Annotated in this window: 16 protein-coding genes; 13 read left to right on the forward strand and 3 right to left on the reverse strand. The window is 36.1% G+C overall.

Annotation, left to right across the window (positions count from 1 at the left end):
- The first annotated feature begins 24 nt into the window (after positions 1 to 24).
- The 9 genes from dapB (at position 25) to nth (ending at position 11,232) form a co-directional block, all read left to right on the forward strand.
- Positions 25 to 819, forward strand: coding sequence for a 4-hydroxy-tetrahydrodipicolinate reductase (gene dapB, locus CWR45_RS00815; RefSeq protein ID WP_115747895.1), 795 nt, complete (start codon positions 25 to 27; stop codon positions 817 to 819).
- A 14-nt stretch (positions 820 to 833) separates the two neighbouring features.
- On the forward strand, positions 834 to 1,958 hold the full coding sequence (bshA, locus tag CWR45_RS00820) for an N-acetyl-alpha-D-glucosaminyl L-malate synthase BshA (protein ID WP_115747896.1): 1,125 nt from the start codon (positions 834 to 836) through the stop codon (positions 1,956 to 1,958).
- The gene (locus tag CWR45_RS00825; RefSeq protein WP_245975303.1) at positions 1,955 to 3,181 is read left to right on the forward strand and encodes a CCA tRNA nucleotidyltransferase; all 1,227 of its coding nucleotides are present in this window, start codon (positions 1,955 to 1,957) and stop codon (positions 3,179 to 3,181) included. The genes bshA and CWR45_RS00825 overlap by 4 nt, the downstream gene beginning before the upstream one ends.
- On the forward strand, positions 3,157 to 4,140 hold the full coding sequence (locus tag CWR45_RS00830; protein WP_115747897.1) for a biotin--[acetyl-CoA-carboxylase] ligase: 984 nt from the start codon (positions 3,157 to 3,159) through the stop codon (positions 4,138 to 4,140). Before CWR45_RS00825 ends, CWR45_RS00830 begins: the two co-directional genes overlap by 25 nt.
- A gap of 97 nt (positions 4,141 to 4,237) precedes the next feature.
- A complete protein-coding gene (dinG, locus tag CWR45_RS00835; RefSeq protein WP_245975304.1) occupies positions 4,238 to 7,045 on the forward strand; it encodes an ATP-dependent DNA helicase DinG in 2,808 nt (935 codons plus the stop codon).
- Positions 7,046 to 7,638: 593 nt separating this feature from the next.
- Complete coding sequence (locus CWR45_RS00840) at positions 7,639 to 8,172, forward strand: cell wall elongation regulator TseB-like domain-containing protein (protein WP_115747898.1); 534 nt, start codon at positions 7,639 to 7,641, stop codon at positions 8,170 to 8,172.
- Positions 8,173 to 8,383: 211 nt separating this feature from the next.
- Positions 8,384 to 9,676 (forward strand): asparagine--tRNA ligase, encoded by a 1,293-nt coding sequence (asnS, locus tag CWR45_RS00845; RefSeq protein ID WP_115747899.1) that lies wholly within the window; start codon positions 8,384 to 8,386, stop codon positions 9,674 to 9,676.
- Between the two features lie 223 nt (positions 9,677 to 9,899).
- Positions 9,900 to 10,577 carry a DnaD domain-containing protein gene (locus tag CWR45_RS00850; protein ID WP_115747900.1) on the forward strand — a complete coding sequence of 226 codons (678 nt, stop codon included), beginning with the start codon at positions 9,900 to 9,902 and terminating at the stop codon, positions 10,575 to 10,577.
- A 4-nt stretch (positions 10,578 to 10,581) separates the two neighbouring features.
- A complete protein-coding gene (nth, locus tag CWR45_RS00855; RefSeq protein WP_115747901.1) occupies positions 10,582 to 11,232 on the forward strand; it encodes an endonuclease III in 651 nt (216 codons plus the stop codon).
- Between the two features lie 75 nt (positions 11,233 to 11,307).
- On the opposite strand, the gene CWR45_RS00860 is transcribed toward nth, so the two are convergent.
- The 3 genes from CWR45_RS00860 to CWR45_RS19985 form a co-directional block, all read right to left on the reverse strand.
- Positions 11,308 to 14,097, reverse strand: a complete 2,790-nt coding sequence (locus tag CWR45_RS00860; RefSeq protein WP_115747902.1) for a transglycosylase domain-containing protein — start codon at positions 14,095 to 14,097, stop codon at positions 11,308 to 11,310.
- Between the two features lie 18 nt (positions 14,098 to 14,115).
- Positions 14,116 to 14,706 (reverse strand): Holliday junction resolvase RecU, encoded by a 591-nt coding sequence (recU, locus tag CWR45_RS00865; RefSeq protein WP_115747903.1) that lies wholly within the window; start codon positions 14,704 to 14,706, stop codon positions 14,116 to 14,118.
- Between the two features lie 269 nt (positions 14,707 to 14,975).
- Positions 14,976 to 15,080 (reverse strand): spore protein, encoded by a 105-nt coding sequence (locus CWR45_RS19985; protein ID WP_211315919.1) that lies wholly within the window; start codon positions 15,078 to 15,080, stop codon positions 14,976 to 14,978.
- A gap of 157 nt (positions 15,081 to 15,237) precedes the next feature.
- Here CWR45_RS19985 and CWR45_RS00870 point away from each other — a divergent pair, with 157 nt between their 5' ends.
- The 4 genes from CWR45_RS00870 (at position 15,238) to gpsB (ending at position 16,817) form a co-directional block, all read left to right on the forward strand.
- Entirely contained in the window at positions 15,238 to 15,450 is a 213-nt protein-coding gene (locus tag CWR45_RS00870; RefSeq protein WP_115747904.1) for a hypothetical protein, read from the forward strand.
- Positions 15,451 to 15,526: 76 nt separating this feature from the next.
- Complete coding sequence (locus CWR45_RS00875; protein ID WP_115747905.1) at positions 15,527 to 15,874, forward strand: DUF1798 family protein; 348 nt, start codon at positions 15,527 to 15,529, stop codon at positions 15,872 to 15,874.
- An 80-nt stretch (positions 15,875 to 15,954) separates the two neighbouring features.
- Positions 15,955 to 16,350, forward strand: a complete 396-nt coding sequence (locus CWR45_RS00880; protein WP_425453583.1) for a cytidine deaminase — start codon at positions 15,955 to 15,957, stop codon at positions 16,348 to 16,350.
- A gap of 152 nt (positions 16,351 to 16,502) precedes the next feature.
- Positions 16,503 to 16,817 (forward strand): cell division regulator GpsB, encoded by a 315-nt coding sequence (gene gpsB / locus CWR45_RS00885; RefSeq protein WP_115747907.1) that lies wholly within the window; start codon positions 16,503 to 16,505, stop codon positions 16,815 to 16,817.
- Positions 16,818 to 16,821: the final 4 nt, after the last annotated feature.

A 16,821-nucleotide genomic window follows, 5' to 3' on the forward strand; every position in this document is an offset into this window, starting at 1 on the left:
AGTTTAGTTTGGGAGGAATTGTTCATGACAATAAATATTATAGTAGCAGGCCCACGTGGTAAAATGGGTTCAGAAGCAATTACCATGATTGAAAAGGAAGAAGCATTCCGATTAGTTGCATGTATTGACAGAAAAAATGGAGGAAAAACATTAAAAGATATTGAAAATCAGCCAGCTTTAGATATTCCTATCTATGATGATGCAGAAGCTTGTTTCGAAAACATAGAAGCGGATGTATTGGTCGATTTGACAGTACCAAAAGTGGGATACATACATACATTAGCAGCAATTAAACATAATATCCGTCCTGTTGTCGGCACTTCGGGCTTTACTTCAGAGCAAATCAGTGAATTATCTACTTTAGCGGAAGAAAAAAAGGTTGGCGCGATTATTGCTCCTAATTTTGCAATTGGAGCTGTTCTCATGATGAAATTTTCGCAAATGGCGGCTAAGTATTTCCAAGATATTGAAATAATTGAAAAACATCATGATAATAAATTAGATGCACCATCAGGAACAGCAATTAAGACGGCAGAACTCATAAGGGAATCTAGAAGCAGAAAAGAGCAAGGCCATCATGATGAAAGCGAAACGATCAATGGGGCAAGAGGGGCAGAATTCGATGGAATGAGAATTCATAGTGTTCGTCTTCCAGGCCTTGTAGCCCACCAAGAGGTTATCTTTGGCAGTGACGGACAACTTTTAACAATTAAACATGATTCATTTAACCGTGGTTCCTTTATGGAGGGAATCAAATTATCTGTTGAAAAGGTGATGGAGCTAGATAAATTAGTGTATGGATTAGAAAATATTTTATAGAATTGAGATGACATATATTGAAAATTGGCATTACCTGTTATCCAACTGTTGGTGGCTCAGGTGTCATCGCAACAGAACTTGGAAAGCTACTGGCTGAAGCTGGCCATGAAATACATTTTATTTCATCCAGTATTCCATTTCGTTTGGATAATTTTCATCCTAGAATCTTCTATCATGAAGTGGAAATCAATCATTATCCTGTATTTCAATACCCGCCATATGATCTTGCACTTACCTCGAAAATGGCGGAGGTAATTGATCAAGAGAAACTCGATATTCTTCATGTTCATTATGCGATGCCACATGCAATCTGTGCGATTTTAGCAAGGGATATTGCAAGCCATAAGGTAAAAATTGTAACAACACTTCATGGGACAGATATTACGGTACTTGGTATTGATACAACCTTTAAGAAGACGATTAAATATGCTATTGAACAATCTGATGCTGCTACTGCAGTTTCCAGAAGCCTAGTTGACCAAACGAAGCAAATGCTGCAAGTAAATAAAGAAATCGAGGTCATCTATAACTTTGTAAATGAAAAAGAATATGTGAAAGTAGAACAGCCATCACTGAAACAATCATATGGAATCAAACAAGATGAAAAGGTTTTGATTCACATTTCGAATTTCCGGAAAGTTAAGCGAGTACAGGACGTTATTTATACGTTCAATCGTGTTCGGGAAAAGGTTAAGAGCAAGCTGCTTCTAGTAGGAGACGGTCCGGAATATTCAAGCATGGTGAAATTAGTGGAAAAACTGCAATTAGTAGATGATGTCCTATTTTTAGGTAAGCAGATTAATATTAGCAAATTATTATCCGTTTCAGATATTCTGCTACTGCCATCGGAAAAAGAAAGCTTCGGACTCGTCTTACTAGAGGCCAATTCCTGTGAAGTACCATGTATAGCAACAAATGTCGGTGGAATTCCTGAGGTTATAAAACATGGAGAAACTGGATATCTTGTAGATTTGGGAGATATTGAACAATCCGCTGATTATTGTATTGATTTATTAACGAATGAAGCTGAACTAACTCGTATTTCTGAGAATGCGTACATGCATGCAAGAAATACCTTTCATTCAGCTTCAATCGTGAAACAATATTTAAGTGTATATGATAGGGTGTTAAGTCTATGACAGACAGAATAAATGGTGATTCCATGTTAACGGAACCTTTTTTAACCGCAAAACCAATTCTCGAACATATTGAAAAACATCATCATCAAGCATATTTTGTGGGTGGCTGTGTTCGTGACTTTTTATTAAAACGTCCTATCGGTGATATTGATATTACAACATCAGCAACACCCGATCAAATCCAAAAGATTTTTCCAAAGGTAATTCCAGTTGGGATTGAGCATGGTACGGTTGTTGTAAGGCATGAACACCAATCGTATGAAGTGACGACTTTCCGTGTAGACGGAGACTATATTGATAAACGCCATCCCGACTCTGTAACCTTCATCGATAATATTGACAAAGATTTAGAACGTCGTGACTTTACAATCAATGCACTAGCAATGAATATAAAAGGAGAAATCCTTGATTTGTTTAATGGAAGAAGTGATTTGAAAGCAAAAGTTATCCGAACGGTAGGAAATGGAGAGTCGCGATTCTCTGAAGATGCTTTACGAATTATTCGTGCACTGCGATTCTCGAGCCAGCTTGGCTTTAAAATTGAAGACAGCACTTTTGATGCGATGATACATGTAAAAAAGGAAATCGAAAGCCTTGCAATGGAACGCATAACCAATGAGTTTACGAAATTATTTTCGGGATCATATGTGCATTTAGGCATTCATTATTTACAAAAGCTTGAAATCCACCAATATTTGCCCGTATTTCGAGAACACCCGGAACTCATGTACAACCTGCCTAAATCGCTTCAGCCACTTAAATCATTTGGCGAAGTAATTGCTTTGCTTCACATATTGAAGCCTGAAGTCTCAATATTGAGTTGGATGAGTGCTTGGAAATGCTCGAATAAAATAAAACAGGAAGCAATTCAGCTTGCGGGTGCATATGCATACTTTAAAAAAAATGGGCTCGATCCATTATTAGCATATCGGCTTAAAGAAGAATATTATGATGGGTTTATTCGTTTATTGAATAGCTTAAGTCTTTATACAATTCAATTGCAGCAATTAATAAATATACAAGAGCAGCTGCCGATTCAGAAAAGTAAAGATTTAAGTATCAATGGAAATGATCTAATGGCATTATTTCCTAATATAAAAGGTGGTCCATGGTTAAAACAAATGCTTATAATGATTGAAAAGGAAGTTATCTTCGGTCGATTACAAAATACAGAATATGATATAAAGGAGTGGATAAAATGGAATCCACCCGAAATAAATTAATCCAGCTACTTGCGGATAGCTCAGAAAAATATATTTCTGGTCAATTATTATCGGATGAATTGCAAATTTCCAGGAGCGCCATTTGGAAACATATGAAGGAGCTTGAGAAAGATGGCTACCAAATTGAAGGGAAGTCAAATAAAGGCTATCGGATTATTAGCTATCCAGATAAACTAAGTGAAAATACCATACGTTGGGGGTTAGAAACGAACTGGATTGGCAAATCCATTATCCATAAAGAATCGACAACTTCAACCCAGCATATTGCACATGATGAAGCCCGTAATGGAGCGGCTCATGGCACAATTATAATTGCTGATGAGCAAACAAATGGGAAGGGAAGAATGAATCGATCTTGGTTTTCAACGAAGGGGAAAGGGATGTGGCTCAGTATCATTCTAAGGCCTAAGATTTCTCCACTCCAAGCACCACAGTTAACCTTATTAACCGCTACGGTGTTAGCCGATGTTTTACATTCGTATTGTAATGTGCAACCATTAATTAAATGGCCGAATGATATACTGCTTCATGATAAGAAAATCGTTGGGATTTTAACGGAAATGCAGGCAGAACAAGATATAATAAATTACATTGTTATCGGTATAGGGCTTAATGTTAACCAATCTAAAGACGATCTTCCAGAAGAAATAAGCCATAGGGCAACTTCTTTATTGATTGAAACGGAAAAAGAACATTCAATTAAAGCATTAATTCAAGAAATATTAACGACATTTGAGAAATCCTATGATCAATATATTAAAAATGGATTTCCAGAGATTAAACAGAAATGGGAAAGCTATGGATTTAAAATAGGGGAAGAAATTACAATCAAGACATTAAAAGATCACTTTCGAGCAATATTTTTAGGAATCGAGGAAGACGGCGCATTACGTATAAAGCGAATGGACGGTTCAATCGAAAAATTGTACTCAGCTGAAATAGATTGGTTTGAAAAATAATACTGACCACTGGAATGCAAGTTTGACGATAATAAAAATCATGCTATTATTGGATTGATGGTCAAGTTATTAAGTTAATGGGTTAGAAAGCAAGGTGATGCTTGTGCAAAGATATGTAGTAATCGATTTAGAAACGACAGGCCATTCCCCAACAAAGGATGATAAGATCATCGATGTGGGAATTGTCGTTATTGAAAATAATCAAATAATAGAAACTAAAACAACCCTATTTAATCCAAATCAACCAATTCCACCATTTATTACAAATCTAACGGGTATAACGGATGAGGATGTTCAGGATGCGCCATTGTTTCATGAAAAAGCAGACGAAATTATTTCCATTTTTGAGGGCAGCTATCTAATCGCTCATAATGTACCTTTTGATTTAGGTTTTTTAAATGTGGAATTAATGAATAATAACAAACAAATTCTACGTACCCCAGTAATCGATACAGTAGAACTATCCCGTATATTATTTCCGAAGGCACCTGGTTATAAATTGGGACAATTAGCAGAGTATCTCCAGATTGAGCATAATGATCCACATCGGGCACTATCGGATGCATATGTTACAGCAAAGCTGTTCTTAAAACTAGAAGAGAAGATCAATTCATTACCGTATGAAACGATTACTCATTTATTGACATTAGAGAAGATGCTGAAATCGGATTTACATGAACTATTATCCAGTAGGCAGCAGCAACTAGCATTTTCTACTACTGAAAATGACCAAATTATCTCCTTTAATGGGATTGCCTTTAAACAAATTGAGGATCTTACAGATACTACTGTTGAAGATTTGCCTTCGTTCGGTGATTATTTAGATGAAATTTACGAAGAAGCAGGTTCAATTAAGCGACATATGAAAAATTATGAACCACGTCCTGGACAACGTCAAATGTCGGAAACTATTTTTGACTCATTTCAAACGAAGAATCATGCACTAATTGAGGCGGAGACTGGAACAGGGAAGTCACTTGCATATTTAGTTCCCACGATTTATGAAGCAGTGAAAACAGGACAACGAATTGTTATTAGTACCTATACTACCCAGCTTCAAACCCAATTATTAGAAGAGGAAATACCACTAATTCAGAAGTTAATCGCATTTCCTTTTAAAGCTGCCCTATTAAAAGGAAAAAATCATTATATTAGTCTTGAGAAATTTGCGCATGAGTTAAATACAAATCCACATGAGAATTATGATATCACGTTAACAAAAGCAATGATTCTTATTTGGCTAACTGAAACAGAAACAGGCGATATTGATGAGCTGCATCTATCATCAAGCGGCTATTTATTTTATAAGCGAATATCTACAGATGCAGAAGGTATGATCGATGCCTATTCACCTTGGTTCTCAAAATCCTATTACCAAAAGGCAAGAAAAAAGGCACAGCAAGCAGATATTATCATTACGAATCACGCATTACTTTGTACAGATATGTTTAATGATTATCAGTTTTTACCTAGTTATAATCGAGTGGTAATTGATGAAGCACACCATATAGAGGATACAGCATCACACCATTATGGATTAAAGCTAGATAATATCAATATGCAATTTGTATTAAATCAAATTGGCTTAAGTGAAGAAACAAAGCTATTTGGTAAATTTTTAGCCAATTATTCCTTCGATAGAAAAGAAGTTCCACTTGAAAAATGGGACTCCATTCTGAATGATACGAAGTACGAAATTGATGTGTTATTTGGATCGTTGTATCAATATGTCGTTTCAAAACAAAAAAATGATAAGTCTTTAAGTGATATCGGCAGGGTTCAGTATCGGTTTGATTCCGAAAAAGAAGAATCAAAAAAATGGAATGCAATAAAAGAAATGGTTACTCGACTTACGTTCTTTATTAGAGACTTGATTCATATACTCGCGATAGTTGAACAGCATTTTAATCAACATGCACCTTTAGATAAACATGATAAAGATGATTTACATGGAATTATAAAATTACTTCAAACTTTTATTGATCATTTAGAGCAACTATTTTTACTCGAAGACAGTGTCCCACAAGTAAAATGGATTGAAATCGACACGAAGAGTACAAAGAACGCTGTTTATTTGTATTGTGAACCAACCGACGTCTCTCAATTATTAGCTGCAGGTTTCTTTGATAAAAAGGACAGTGTAATTTTAACAAGCGCAACATTAACAATGAATGATTCATTTACATTTATCCAAAACCGTTTAGGCTTAAATGACGATCGGCTAGTGACGAAGAAATTCAGCTCTCCATTTACATATCAAAATCAAGTGCAGTTAATGATACCAAACGACTTCCCAGATATTAAATATGGAAATACCGATGATTTTATATTTGCGACCTGTGAAGCAATTTTATCTTTAGCGGAGATTACAGATGGAAGAATGCTCGTATTATTTACTTCCTATGACATGCTGAGGAAATCCTATTATTTATTAAAAGAAATCATTGATACAGATAAGTATGTTTTAATTGGACAAGGTATTTCTAGTGGCAGCCGTGCAAGATTAAAGAAAAACTTCCAAACATTTGATCAAGCTATACTGTTAGGAACTAGTTCATTCTGGGAGGGTGTTGATATTCCTGGTGATGATTTATCCTGTCTTATGATTGTTCGATTGCCGTTCCAGCCCCCAGCCCATCCAGTTTATGAGGCGAAATCAAATTACTTAAAAGAGCAGGGTAAAAATGCATTTATGGAATTGTCCTTACCTAATGCAGTTATTCGATTCAAACAAGGGTTTGGCAGGTTAATTCGTTCTACTAGTGATCGTGGCATCGTATTTATCTGTGACGCACGGATTAAGAAAGCTCGATATGGTAAAAACTTCTTAAATTCGATACCAGACGTCCCAATAACGTACGATTCCACCCAAACTCTTATGAGTAAGGCAGAGGAATGGTTCTAGAGAAGTCTTATTACGTATAAATCTGTTGCTTTTAATAAACTGTTAAATAAGTGCAACGTTTATTCCAGCTCTTGACAGTAGTATCTCTTAGGCAACACTTCAGCAACAATTTACGTCATATATTGGGGAAATGTGTTTTTGTCTAGCAGAGGACAGAAGATTACTTTTACTCGCACAATCCGAGTGAAGGAAATACACGTAGACTCCTGCGGGAGGCTCACCAGCCGCCCGCGGAAAGCGTAGTTTATTTCCGCAACGACTGACCCGTGAGCGGATATTTTGCAGTTTATATCAACCGTTGATTGTCATCCATCACTAAAAAAAGACTACTGATGTAATAAGTATCCATCAGTAGTAAAAGTTAAAAATGGTATGGGTTAAAAATTTTTGTTGAAAGTTAGAAAAATAAAGCAAAATAGACGAAAAAATTGTATACTATAGTGGTGCTTCATCTTAATAATATCAACTTGCTTTTATTGTTAGCAACACTGCATCATCCTATGATTAGTAAAATTTGATAAAACAAGAAGTATTTATAACGAAGAAAATCAAGAGTTTCACGATTAAACCTCAAAAATAGGATGGAGAGAATAATGAACAACGGATATTCACAATCAACGAAGCGTATTTGGCTAAAAAAGGGGTTAGTAACCGTACTCGTTATTGCTTTTGCTTGTTTAATTTACGCTATATTTTTATATAATGATCTATATGAGAGTAAAATTGAGGGATTTGCTGAAACGGAAAAGCAAATTTTAGCACAGACTGCAATAATCGAAGTTGATAAAATTGAACGATACAATGGTGAAAGTCCTTACCATGTAGTGCATGGTAAGAATGAAGACAATGAAGAGAAAATAATTTTCTATCCATTGATTGGGAATGAGAAAAATCTAACAACTATTAATAAAGCAGATATAATCTCAGAACAGCAAATATTAAATGCTTGGCAAAATCAATGCAGCCAATGTCAATTAGTACATATTTCTCCAGCATTGATGGAACAAGAACCATTGTGGGAGATCGCTTATTATAAAGATAACAAATCAAAATATGTATTGGACTATTTATCGATGGATGATGCAAGTCGCAAAGAACAACTTCAATTCTCAAAGCTTTTAAAATAACGTGATGGAATTAGGTGCAGACAGCAGCAAGAGAGTAGCTTGAATTTAAGGGAATTCATGGTATTTCATTTCTAATGATGTATAATATACAAGAACTCAGAAGATATAAGAGAACAAAATACACACAGAATCAGCTATAAATAAGTGTTTTATCATTATTTAGACGATTCATCTCTAATCATTAATTTTAGTTTTACGGAGGTAATATTTTATGAAAACAACTATTTCACAAGTAGCAAATCATCTAGAAAAAACCGTTACAATTGGAGCGTGGCTAAGTAACAAACGTTCAAGCGGAAAAATTGCATTCCTTCAGTTACGCGATGGTACTGGATTTATGCAAGGTGTCGTTGTGAAGAGTGATGTATTGGAAGAAACTTTCCAAATTGCAAAAGGGTTAACACAGGAAACATCCATTTATGTGACAGGGAAAATTGTTGAAGATACAAGATCAAAATTTGGCTATGAAATGCAAGTATCAAATATCGAAGTTATTCATGAATCACATGATTATCCAATTACACCAAAGGAGCATGGAATCGAATTTCTAATGGATCATCGCCACCTATGGTTACGTTCTAAAAAGCAGCATGCGGTGATGAAAATTCGTAATGAGATCATTCGCTCTACCTATAATTTCTTTAACGAAAATGGCTATGTAAAAATTGACCCACCAATACTGACAGGATCATCAGCAGAAGGGACAACAGAGCTATTCCACACGAAGTATTTCGAAGAAGAAGCATATTTATCACAAAGTGGTCAATTATATATGGAAGCTGCTGCAATGGCATTTGGCAAGGTGTTTTCTTTTGGCCCAACATTCCGCGCCGAAAAATCGAAGACACGTCGTCATTTGATTGAGTTTTGGATGATTGAGCCAGAAATGGCGTTTGTTACGCATGAAGAAAGCTTAGAAATTCAAGAAAACTATGTAAGTTATATTGTGAAATCTGTTCTTGATAACTGTCAGTTAGAATTAGATATATTAGAGCGAGATGTAACGAAACTAGAAAAAATTACTGCTCCATTCCCTAGAATCTCTTATGATGATGCAATTTCATTGTTGAAAGAGAAAGGATTTACAGATATCGAGTGGGGTGAAGATTTCGGTGCACCGCATGAAACTGCAATTGCTGAAGACTTTGACAAGCCTGTATTTATTACAAATTATCCTTCTGACATCAAAGCTTTCTATATGAAGCCAGTCGCTGACAGACCTGAGGTTGTATTATGTGCTGATTTAATTGCACCTGAAGGTTATGGTGAAATCATTGGCGGTTCACAACGTATCGATGATTTAGATCTAATGAAGGAACGTTATGAGCAACACGGATTAACTGGGCCTGAATACGAGTGGTATTTAGAGCTTAGAAAGTATGGTAGTGTGCCACACTCAGGATTTGGACTAGGATTAGAACGGACAGTAGCATGGATATCTGGTGTCGATCATGTTCGAGAAACAATTCCATTCCCACGTTTATTAAATCGACTATATCCTTGATTTTATTCAAAGGCTTCGACTTTACTATGTCTTAAAGGACAGTTTTAATCAACATATGCAAATAAAATCCCTTGTTAAGTATTCGCAAGGGATTTTATTTTTGGTAATTAAGAGAGTAAATTCTTTCTTACTACATAAGTGCAAGTAAGGTGTCACCGAAAGACTTGGTGACTACCAAGTTTTTTAAAGTACATGCTATACTTATAATGAGGTGTTAAAATATATGTCAAATTCAATACCATTTCAAAAAATATTATTAAACCAATTACCAATCCCCATTAAACTGCTAACAAGCTATCATTCGCTTGGTTTAGATGAGCGGGAAGTTATGGTTATCATCCACTTATTGCGATATCTTCAAGAAAACAATGATTTTCCAACGCCATTTGAGCTTGCAGAACAGATGACAATTTCTGAGAAGGATTGTGCGAACATTCTTCGTAAGCTTATTCAAAATGATTTTCTTGCAATTGAACAACAAAAGAATGAGGAGCAGCAACTAAGTGAATCGTATTTACTCGATCCACTTTGGGAGAAGCTATATTCTCCACTTCCTGTCCAAGAAGAACAAACAGTGGGGACAATTTTCATTTTGTTCGAGCAGGAATTTGGTAGACCACTATCACCTTTCGAAATCGAAACAATTAATGCATGGTTAGATGAAGATGAAATTGCACCAGCACTTATAAAAGCAGGCTTGCGTGAATCGGTATTAATGGGCAAGTTAAATTTCAAATATATTGACCGTATTCTTAGGGAATGGAAGAAGAAGGGGATTCATTCCGTCGAGCAAGCTCGTGATGCTAGCAAAAACTTCCACAACAAACAAGTAATAAAACAAGATAACCAACAAAAGAGGGATACTTCCTTTTATTATAACTGGTTAGAAGGGGAAGAATAGAAACATGTTAAATAAAAAGCAAATCCGATATTGTCTAGATGTTATGGCTGAGATGTTTCCAGATGCGAAGGGCGAATTAATACATTCCAATCCATTTGAACTGGTCATTGCCGTTTTATTATCTGCTCAATGTACAGATAAGCTTGTAAATAAAGTAACTGCTGATTTATTCCTTAAATACAAAGAACCAGAGGATTATTTAGCGGTACCTTTAGAAGAATTACAGCAAGATATTCGATCGATTGGACTTTACAGAACAAAAGCTAAGAACATCCAGAAGCTTTGCCAATCATTGATTAATGATTTTGATGGAGAGGTTCCAAGAACGATAAAAGAATTAATGACGCTTGCCGGTGTTGGAAAAAAAACAGCAAACGTTGTTGCTTCCATAGCGTTTGATGAACCAGCAATAGCTGTTGATACACATGTTGAAAGGGTTTCAAAAAGATTGGGAATCTGCAGATGGAAGGATTCCGTAATAGAGGTAGAAGAAACATTAATGCGTAAAGTACCTCGCGAAGAATGGAGTGTAACACACCACAGGATGATTTTCTTTGGCAGATACCACTGCAAAGCTAGAAACCCTAATTGTCTTGAATGCCCATTACTCGAGTTATGTAGAGAAGGAAAGAAACGAGTGAAGGATGTAAAATAAATGATTAAGAAAATGAGGTAACCTCCATTTCGAAGGTTACCTCATTTTCCGCTTGTAAAAGCGATTATTCTATTATCACTCTGTATTTGTTTCTGTATCCTCTTGGCCATTATCAGGATTGTTTTCTTGCTCCGTTTCCTGGTCTGGATTAGGCTCTGGCTCTGTGTCTGGTTCCGGCTCAGGTTCTTGATCGGGCTCTGGTTCATTTCCAGGTTCTGGCTCATTTCCAGGTTCTGGATTAGTGTCAGGATTAGTGTTTTCATCGGTATTAGGGATAGTCAAAGATGTACTCTCTGTAATACCTCTTACACCTTCATTCGCACCATTTTTGCCAATTGGTGTTACTGTAATCGTATAGCTCTGTCCTGGTGAACCACCGCTTATTTCAATTCCTTTCGAATCCACTGTTTGTACTTGACCATTAACAGAGACTTCGTATGCGGCAGGAGGGCCATTGTAATCCCAAGAAACATCGATAATTGAGCTTTCTTCGATATACTCTGCGGATAATCCAGAAACCCCAGGAAGCTCTTCTTCCTGCTCGCCCTTTGTCTTCACTGATGCTGTTGCAGGTTTACTAGTAGATGTGCCATCATTCACTACTACTTCAATAACGTACTCTGCGTCAGGCTCAACTTCTGTTATTTCAATTGATTTATCCTCTGTTGATGAAAGGTTTTGTTTTTCGCCACCGTTTATAGCAGCACTTACGTCGAATGTTACATCATCTTCAGAATTATATTGCCAATCAACACGGATCACATTTGCAGCTTCATCATAAGTTGCTTTTAATCCGCTGACAGGATCAATTTCATCAAATTTCTTAGATGTCTTAGTTGGCTCAGTTCCTTTAACAAATAACTCAGTTATGATTTGCGAAGATGGAGTGTATTTGCTTGGTAATGTTGCAGGATTAGAGCCATTTTCAACTGCAACTTCTACAACAGAATTTGGTTTTGCAAAATCTGCTGTATCGATTCCTTGTGAAATAGTTTCCATCGTATTTTTGAATAGGGCATGCGAGATTTCTGTATCAGGCATTACATCCCGTTTTCCTTCATCATCTGTATAACCACCAGTCCAAACGGCCATTGTATAGTTTGTCGTATAGCCAGCTAACCAAGAATCTGGACTGCCAGGTTTATCTTTTAAGTTAGTTGTTCCTGTTTTAGCGGCTAATGGTAAGCCTGGAACATTCGCTTTATAACCAACACCTTCTGTTACTGAAGTCTTAAGCATGTCTGTGATCATGTATGCTGTATAATCAGACATTACAGCTTCAGGTTCTGGTACAAGTTCTACTACACGTCCATCAGGGAATTCAACCTTTGTAACGGCATAGGGTTCATTATAAATTCCTTCATTACCGAATGCACGGTATGCTCCTGCTAATTGAAGAGGGCTTACCTGCGCTTCCGCTCCACCAATTGCATCCGTCAATTGAACCTGATCTTTAGGAAAAGTGATTCCTAACCCTTTAGCAAAGGTTTTCGCGTTTTCTCTGCCAACTTCTTCAAATATTTTTACTGCTGGAACGTTTAGAGATTGACTTAAAGCATATCTTGCAGTAATCCATCCGGAATATTTACGGTTCCAGTTATTGATAGTCCCACCGTCAGTTCCGGCTATTTCATATGGTTTATCATCATTAATTAGATGATAGGTCGACATTTTATCATATTCTATCGCAGGACCATAATCAAGTATTGGCTTAATTGTTGAGCCAGGTTGGTAAGTGCCCTGTGTTGCATAGTTATAACCCCAATTACCATCGTTATTTCTGCTGCCGCCGATTGCTTTGATTGCACCATTTTTCGTATCAAGGATGACCATTCCAGCCTTCATTTCATCATCTGGATATGGAATAGGGTTCTCCGCACTGTCTGTTAATAAAAATTCTACATGGTCCTGGATGCTTGGATCTAATGTCGTGTAGACTTTTAGTCCATCAGAGAAAATGTCTGCACCATCTACTTTTTCTTTTACTTCTTTTTCTACTTGTTGAAGAAATGCTTCATATGGTGTTGAATCAGGCTGTGTTTCAACAAGCATGGAAGGAATATCAACTTCTCTTGCTTCATCAGCCTGTGCTTGCGTTATTTTACCGTGTCTAACCATCAGTTTTAATACAGTATCCATTCTGCCCTCTGTTAAATCGGGGTTTTGGAAAGGATTATATGCTGTTGGCCTTTGCGGCAACCCAGCGAGTATGGCAGCCTGTGGCAGTGTTAGATCATGTAAATCGGTAACTCCAAAGTAGGTTTCCGCTGCTTGTCCAACACCCCATGCTCCTGCACCATAGAATATTTTATTTAAATACATTTCTAAAATTTCTTCTTTAGAATACTGACGTTCCAATTTCAATGCTAACCATTGTTCCTGTACTTTCAGTTTTAATTCCTTTTCTGGTGATAAAAATGATTTCTCTACAACTTGCTGTGTAATCGTACTTGCGCCCTGTGAGCCGAAACCATTCGAAAAATTGGCAAGAATGGCACCACCGATTCGTCTAAGATCAATGCCGTGGTGTTCAAAGAATCTTACATCTTCTGTTGCTGTGACTGCATCAATTAATACCTGTGGCAAATCTTCATAATTAATTTTTTTACGATTTTGTGCACCAAGTACTGCGAATTCATCGCCATTCTGATCTAGAAACGATGATGAAAACGGATCTGATAATTGAGCTGTATCAATGTCTGGTGCAGTTGCAATCCAGTAAGTGAATAACCCACCAACACCAATTCCAATTGCTAAAACGATAATAAATCCTATTAATAAAATTCTCTTCCAAATTGGTTTCTTTCTATTTTTTTTCTTCTTTTGTTGTCGTCTTGCTGTGCGAGTTTGGCCATTTTCTGCCATAGCTCTACACCTCCATCTCTAAAAGTAAAGCTTATCAATAATTGATAAATAATCTATTCTTGCCTGATATTGTAAGGGGATATGAAAACCATCCTGCTTTATTGTTTCATATGGGATTGATTTTCTCCCACCATTTAACATATCTTGCCAATAGCGAAGCAGTTTTTCCGCTTGCATGTAATAGGTTTCGTCATGGGCAGCAAAGCGAATGAGTAAGAAGCAAATTCCTTCGTGCTCAACAATTTTCTTCATATGATTAATTTGATGGTCATGAACATTTGCCAATGGGAAAATTGTTTTATTCTTTGTTTCCTTCGCTTCAAAATCAATATATTTCCCTCGATATAGGCCATTATAATCGGTTGTTGAAGCTTGTTTAAAATAGGCTTCCGTAATAACAGCTGCACTTCGTCTTGGATAATGTACCTTCACAATTTGGACTGGTGTTGGTTTCTTATGAATGACGGCACGATCAATATCCAAGTAGAACTGATTCGTAGTATTTATATCGTCCTCTAATGACATTCCTCGATTACTGAATGTATTATTCGATTGCCAGGACGATGCCTGTTTTGATATGATCTTCTTTTGTCCATTCGGATAATTCATCTCTCTTCCTCCTAGCATACATATCATATCAAAAATACGATTCATTACATTATACATTATATAACAAAGTGAATAAAATCACATATTTGAACATTACATGACGATTGTTTTCTTTAAAAATAGGTCTATCGCACTGGAAGTACACAACATTCTTCTCAGACAACTCCCTGTTGCGAGTATCTACGTAAACTTTTTGTGAACATAAAAAAGGATTTGCTGATTAGTAGCAGCAAATCCTTTTTTGAAAAGACTAATTGAAGCATGTTGATTTAAGTTGAGGGGCGATTTGGACCATTTAATTTTTTATCACCAATAATCGCTGAATTAGATTTATTTCTTTCTTGTTTCTTTAATTGATTCTTCTTTTGTTTCAATTTTGTAACCTCCTTTTACTATTATTATGTCTTAATATAGGAAAATCATAAGTACCTACACTTGTTTTGTATATAATGTTCTAGTTTTGTCGAACGTGAAGGAGTATTTATATTTTCCTCGAAATACTAAATAACTAAATTGAATGAGGTGGGACTTATGTATGCCATTAAAGAATTGGATTCCTTCGTCAATGGTGTTAATAAAGAGGATGTTGAGTCATCAGTAGAACATCTATTGGATCAGCTAAGAAGAATCGATCAGAAGCTAAGGTTGAAAGTGGAAAATGAAATTAAGCATAATTTTCACCAACAGCAAGAATTCGTTCTAGCTGCAGATGCTATTGTAATTCAAATAATTAATAACAGATAACTTAACGCATTCACATTATAATATGATAAAGTAGAGGGAAAGGACTATTTTTAAATAGAAGAAGGCGGAATACATCATGGAATTATCAAAGCAAACAGAAACGCTTAGAGAGTATCTTTATAATTTACGAGACAAATTCGAGCACAGTACTCCACCAGAAAATGTGAAGGATCGTAGTTTCTTTGAAAAGGTAAAAGAGGAGACGACACCAATCTATGATCTGATTGCAACCTGGGAAGAGGACGCACTGCAAACGGTTAAAGAGAAAAAGATCACAGTTCATCCACAACAAGTCATTTCTACTAGGGAAAATATGGAGTTACTTATCATGCATAGCTATTATAAGGATGCTAGAAGAAAACGTTATATGGAATTATATAATTCAGTACTTTATATTTATGATCAAGTAATTCGAGACTTATAAACCTCTCTTTGCTTTACAATTGTTCATTAATTTCTTATAATTTATAGCAACTTATTAGACTGAAGGGAATAAAAATAATCATGAATAAACTGATTGATGAAGCAATTAATGCAAGAAACAATGCGTATGTACCGTATTCGAAGTTCCGGGTTGGTGCTGCATTATTAACAAAATCTGGCAAGGTGTATACCGGCTGCAACATTGAGAATGCTGCTTACTCACTAGCATGTTGTGCGGAGCGTGTTACGATATTTAAAGCTATTTCTGAAGGGGAAACAGAATTTGTCGAAATGGCTGTTGCTGCAGATACAAAACGACCTGTACCACCATGTGGAGCATGTAGGCAAGTGATGAGTGAATTTTTTGATAAAAAAATGAACATTTATTTAACAAATATTAATAAAGAAACGAAGAACTTTACAATGGAAGAACTATTACCATTTTCATTTGATACCAATGATTTGCTAGGGGAATAAATCAGGCAGGGGTAATGCTAATGAGCTTACATTGGAGACTGATTTTCAGTTTCCTTTTTTTAATGGTATAATAAAATGAGAAATAATGCTTGAATTATAGACTAAATTGAATAATCGATGAATATGGAAAAGTGAATATGATGAGGTGAGAGATGATGAGTAAACGCGCACAATTAAATGGCAAGGCAATTCTCGAAAAAGATTTTAAAACGACCATGAGAGGCTATAGTCAAGAAGAAGTAGATGAATTTCTGGATCTTATCATTCAAGACTATGATGCGTTCAGTCAAGAAATAGTAAGATTACAGCAAGAAATCGATAGGCTGAAAAAGAGCACTCCAGAACAACAGCCAGTACGCACGAGAGCTGCCCAACAAAATACACAAGTTAATTATGATGTATTGAAACGTTTATCAAATTTAGAAAAAGAAGTTTTCGGCAAGAAGTTTATTGAGGCAGACGAATAGGCCA

It is taken from the genome of Oceanobacillus chungangensis, from assembly GCF_003369565.1.
GTDB lineage: Bacteria > Bacillota > Bacilli > Bacillales > Amphibacillaceae > Oceanobacillus > Oceanobacillus chungangensis.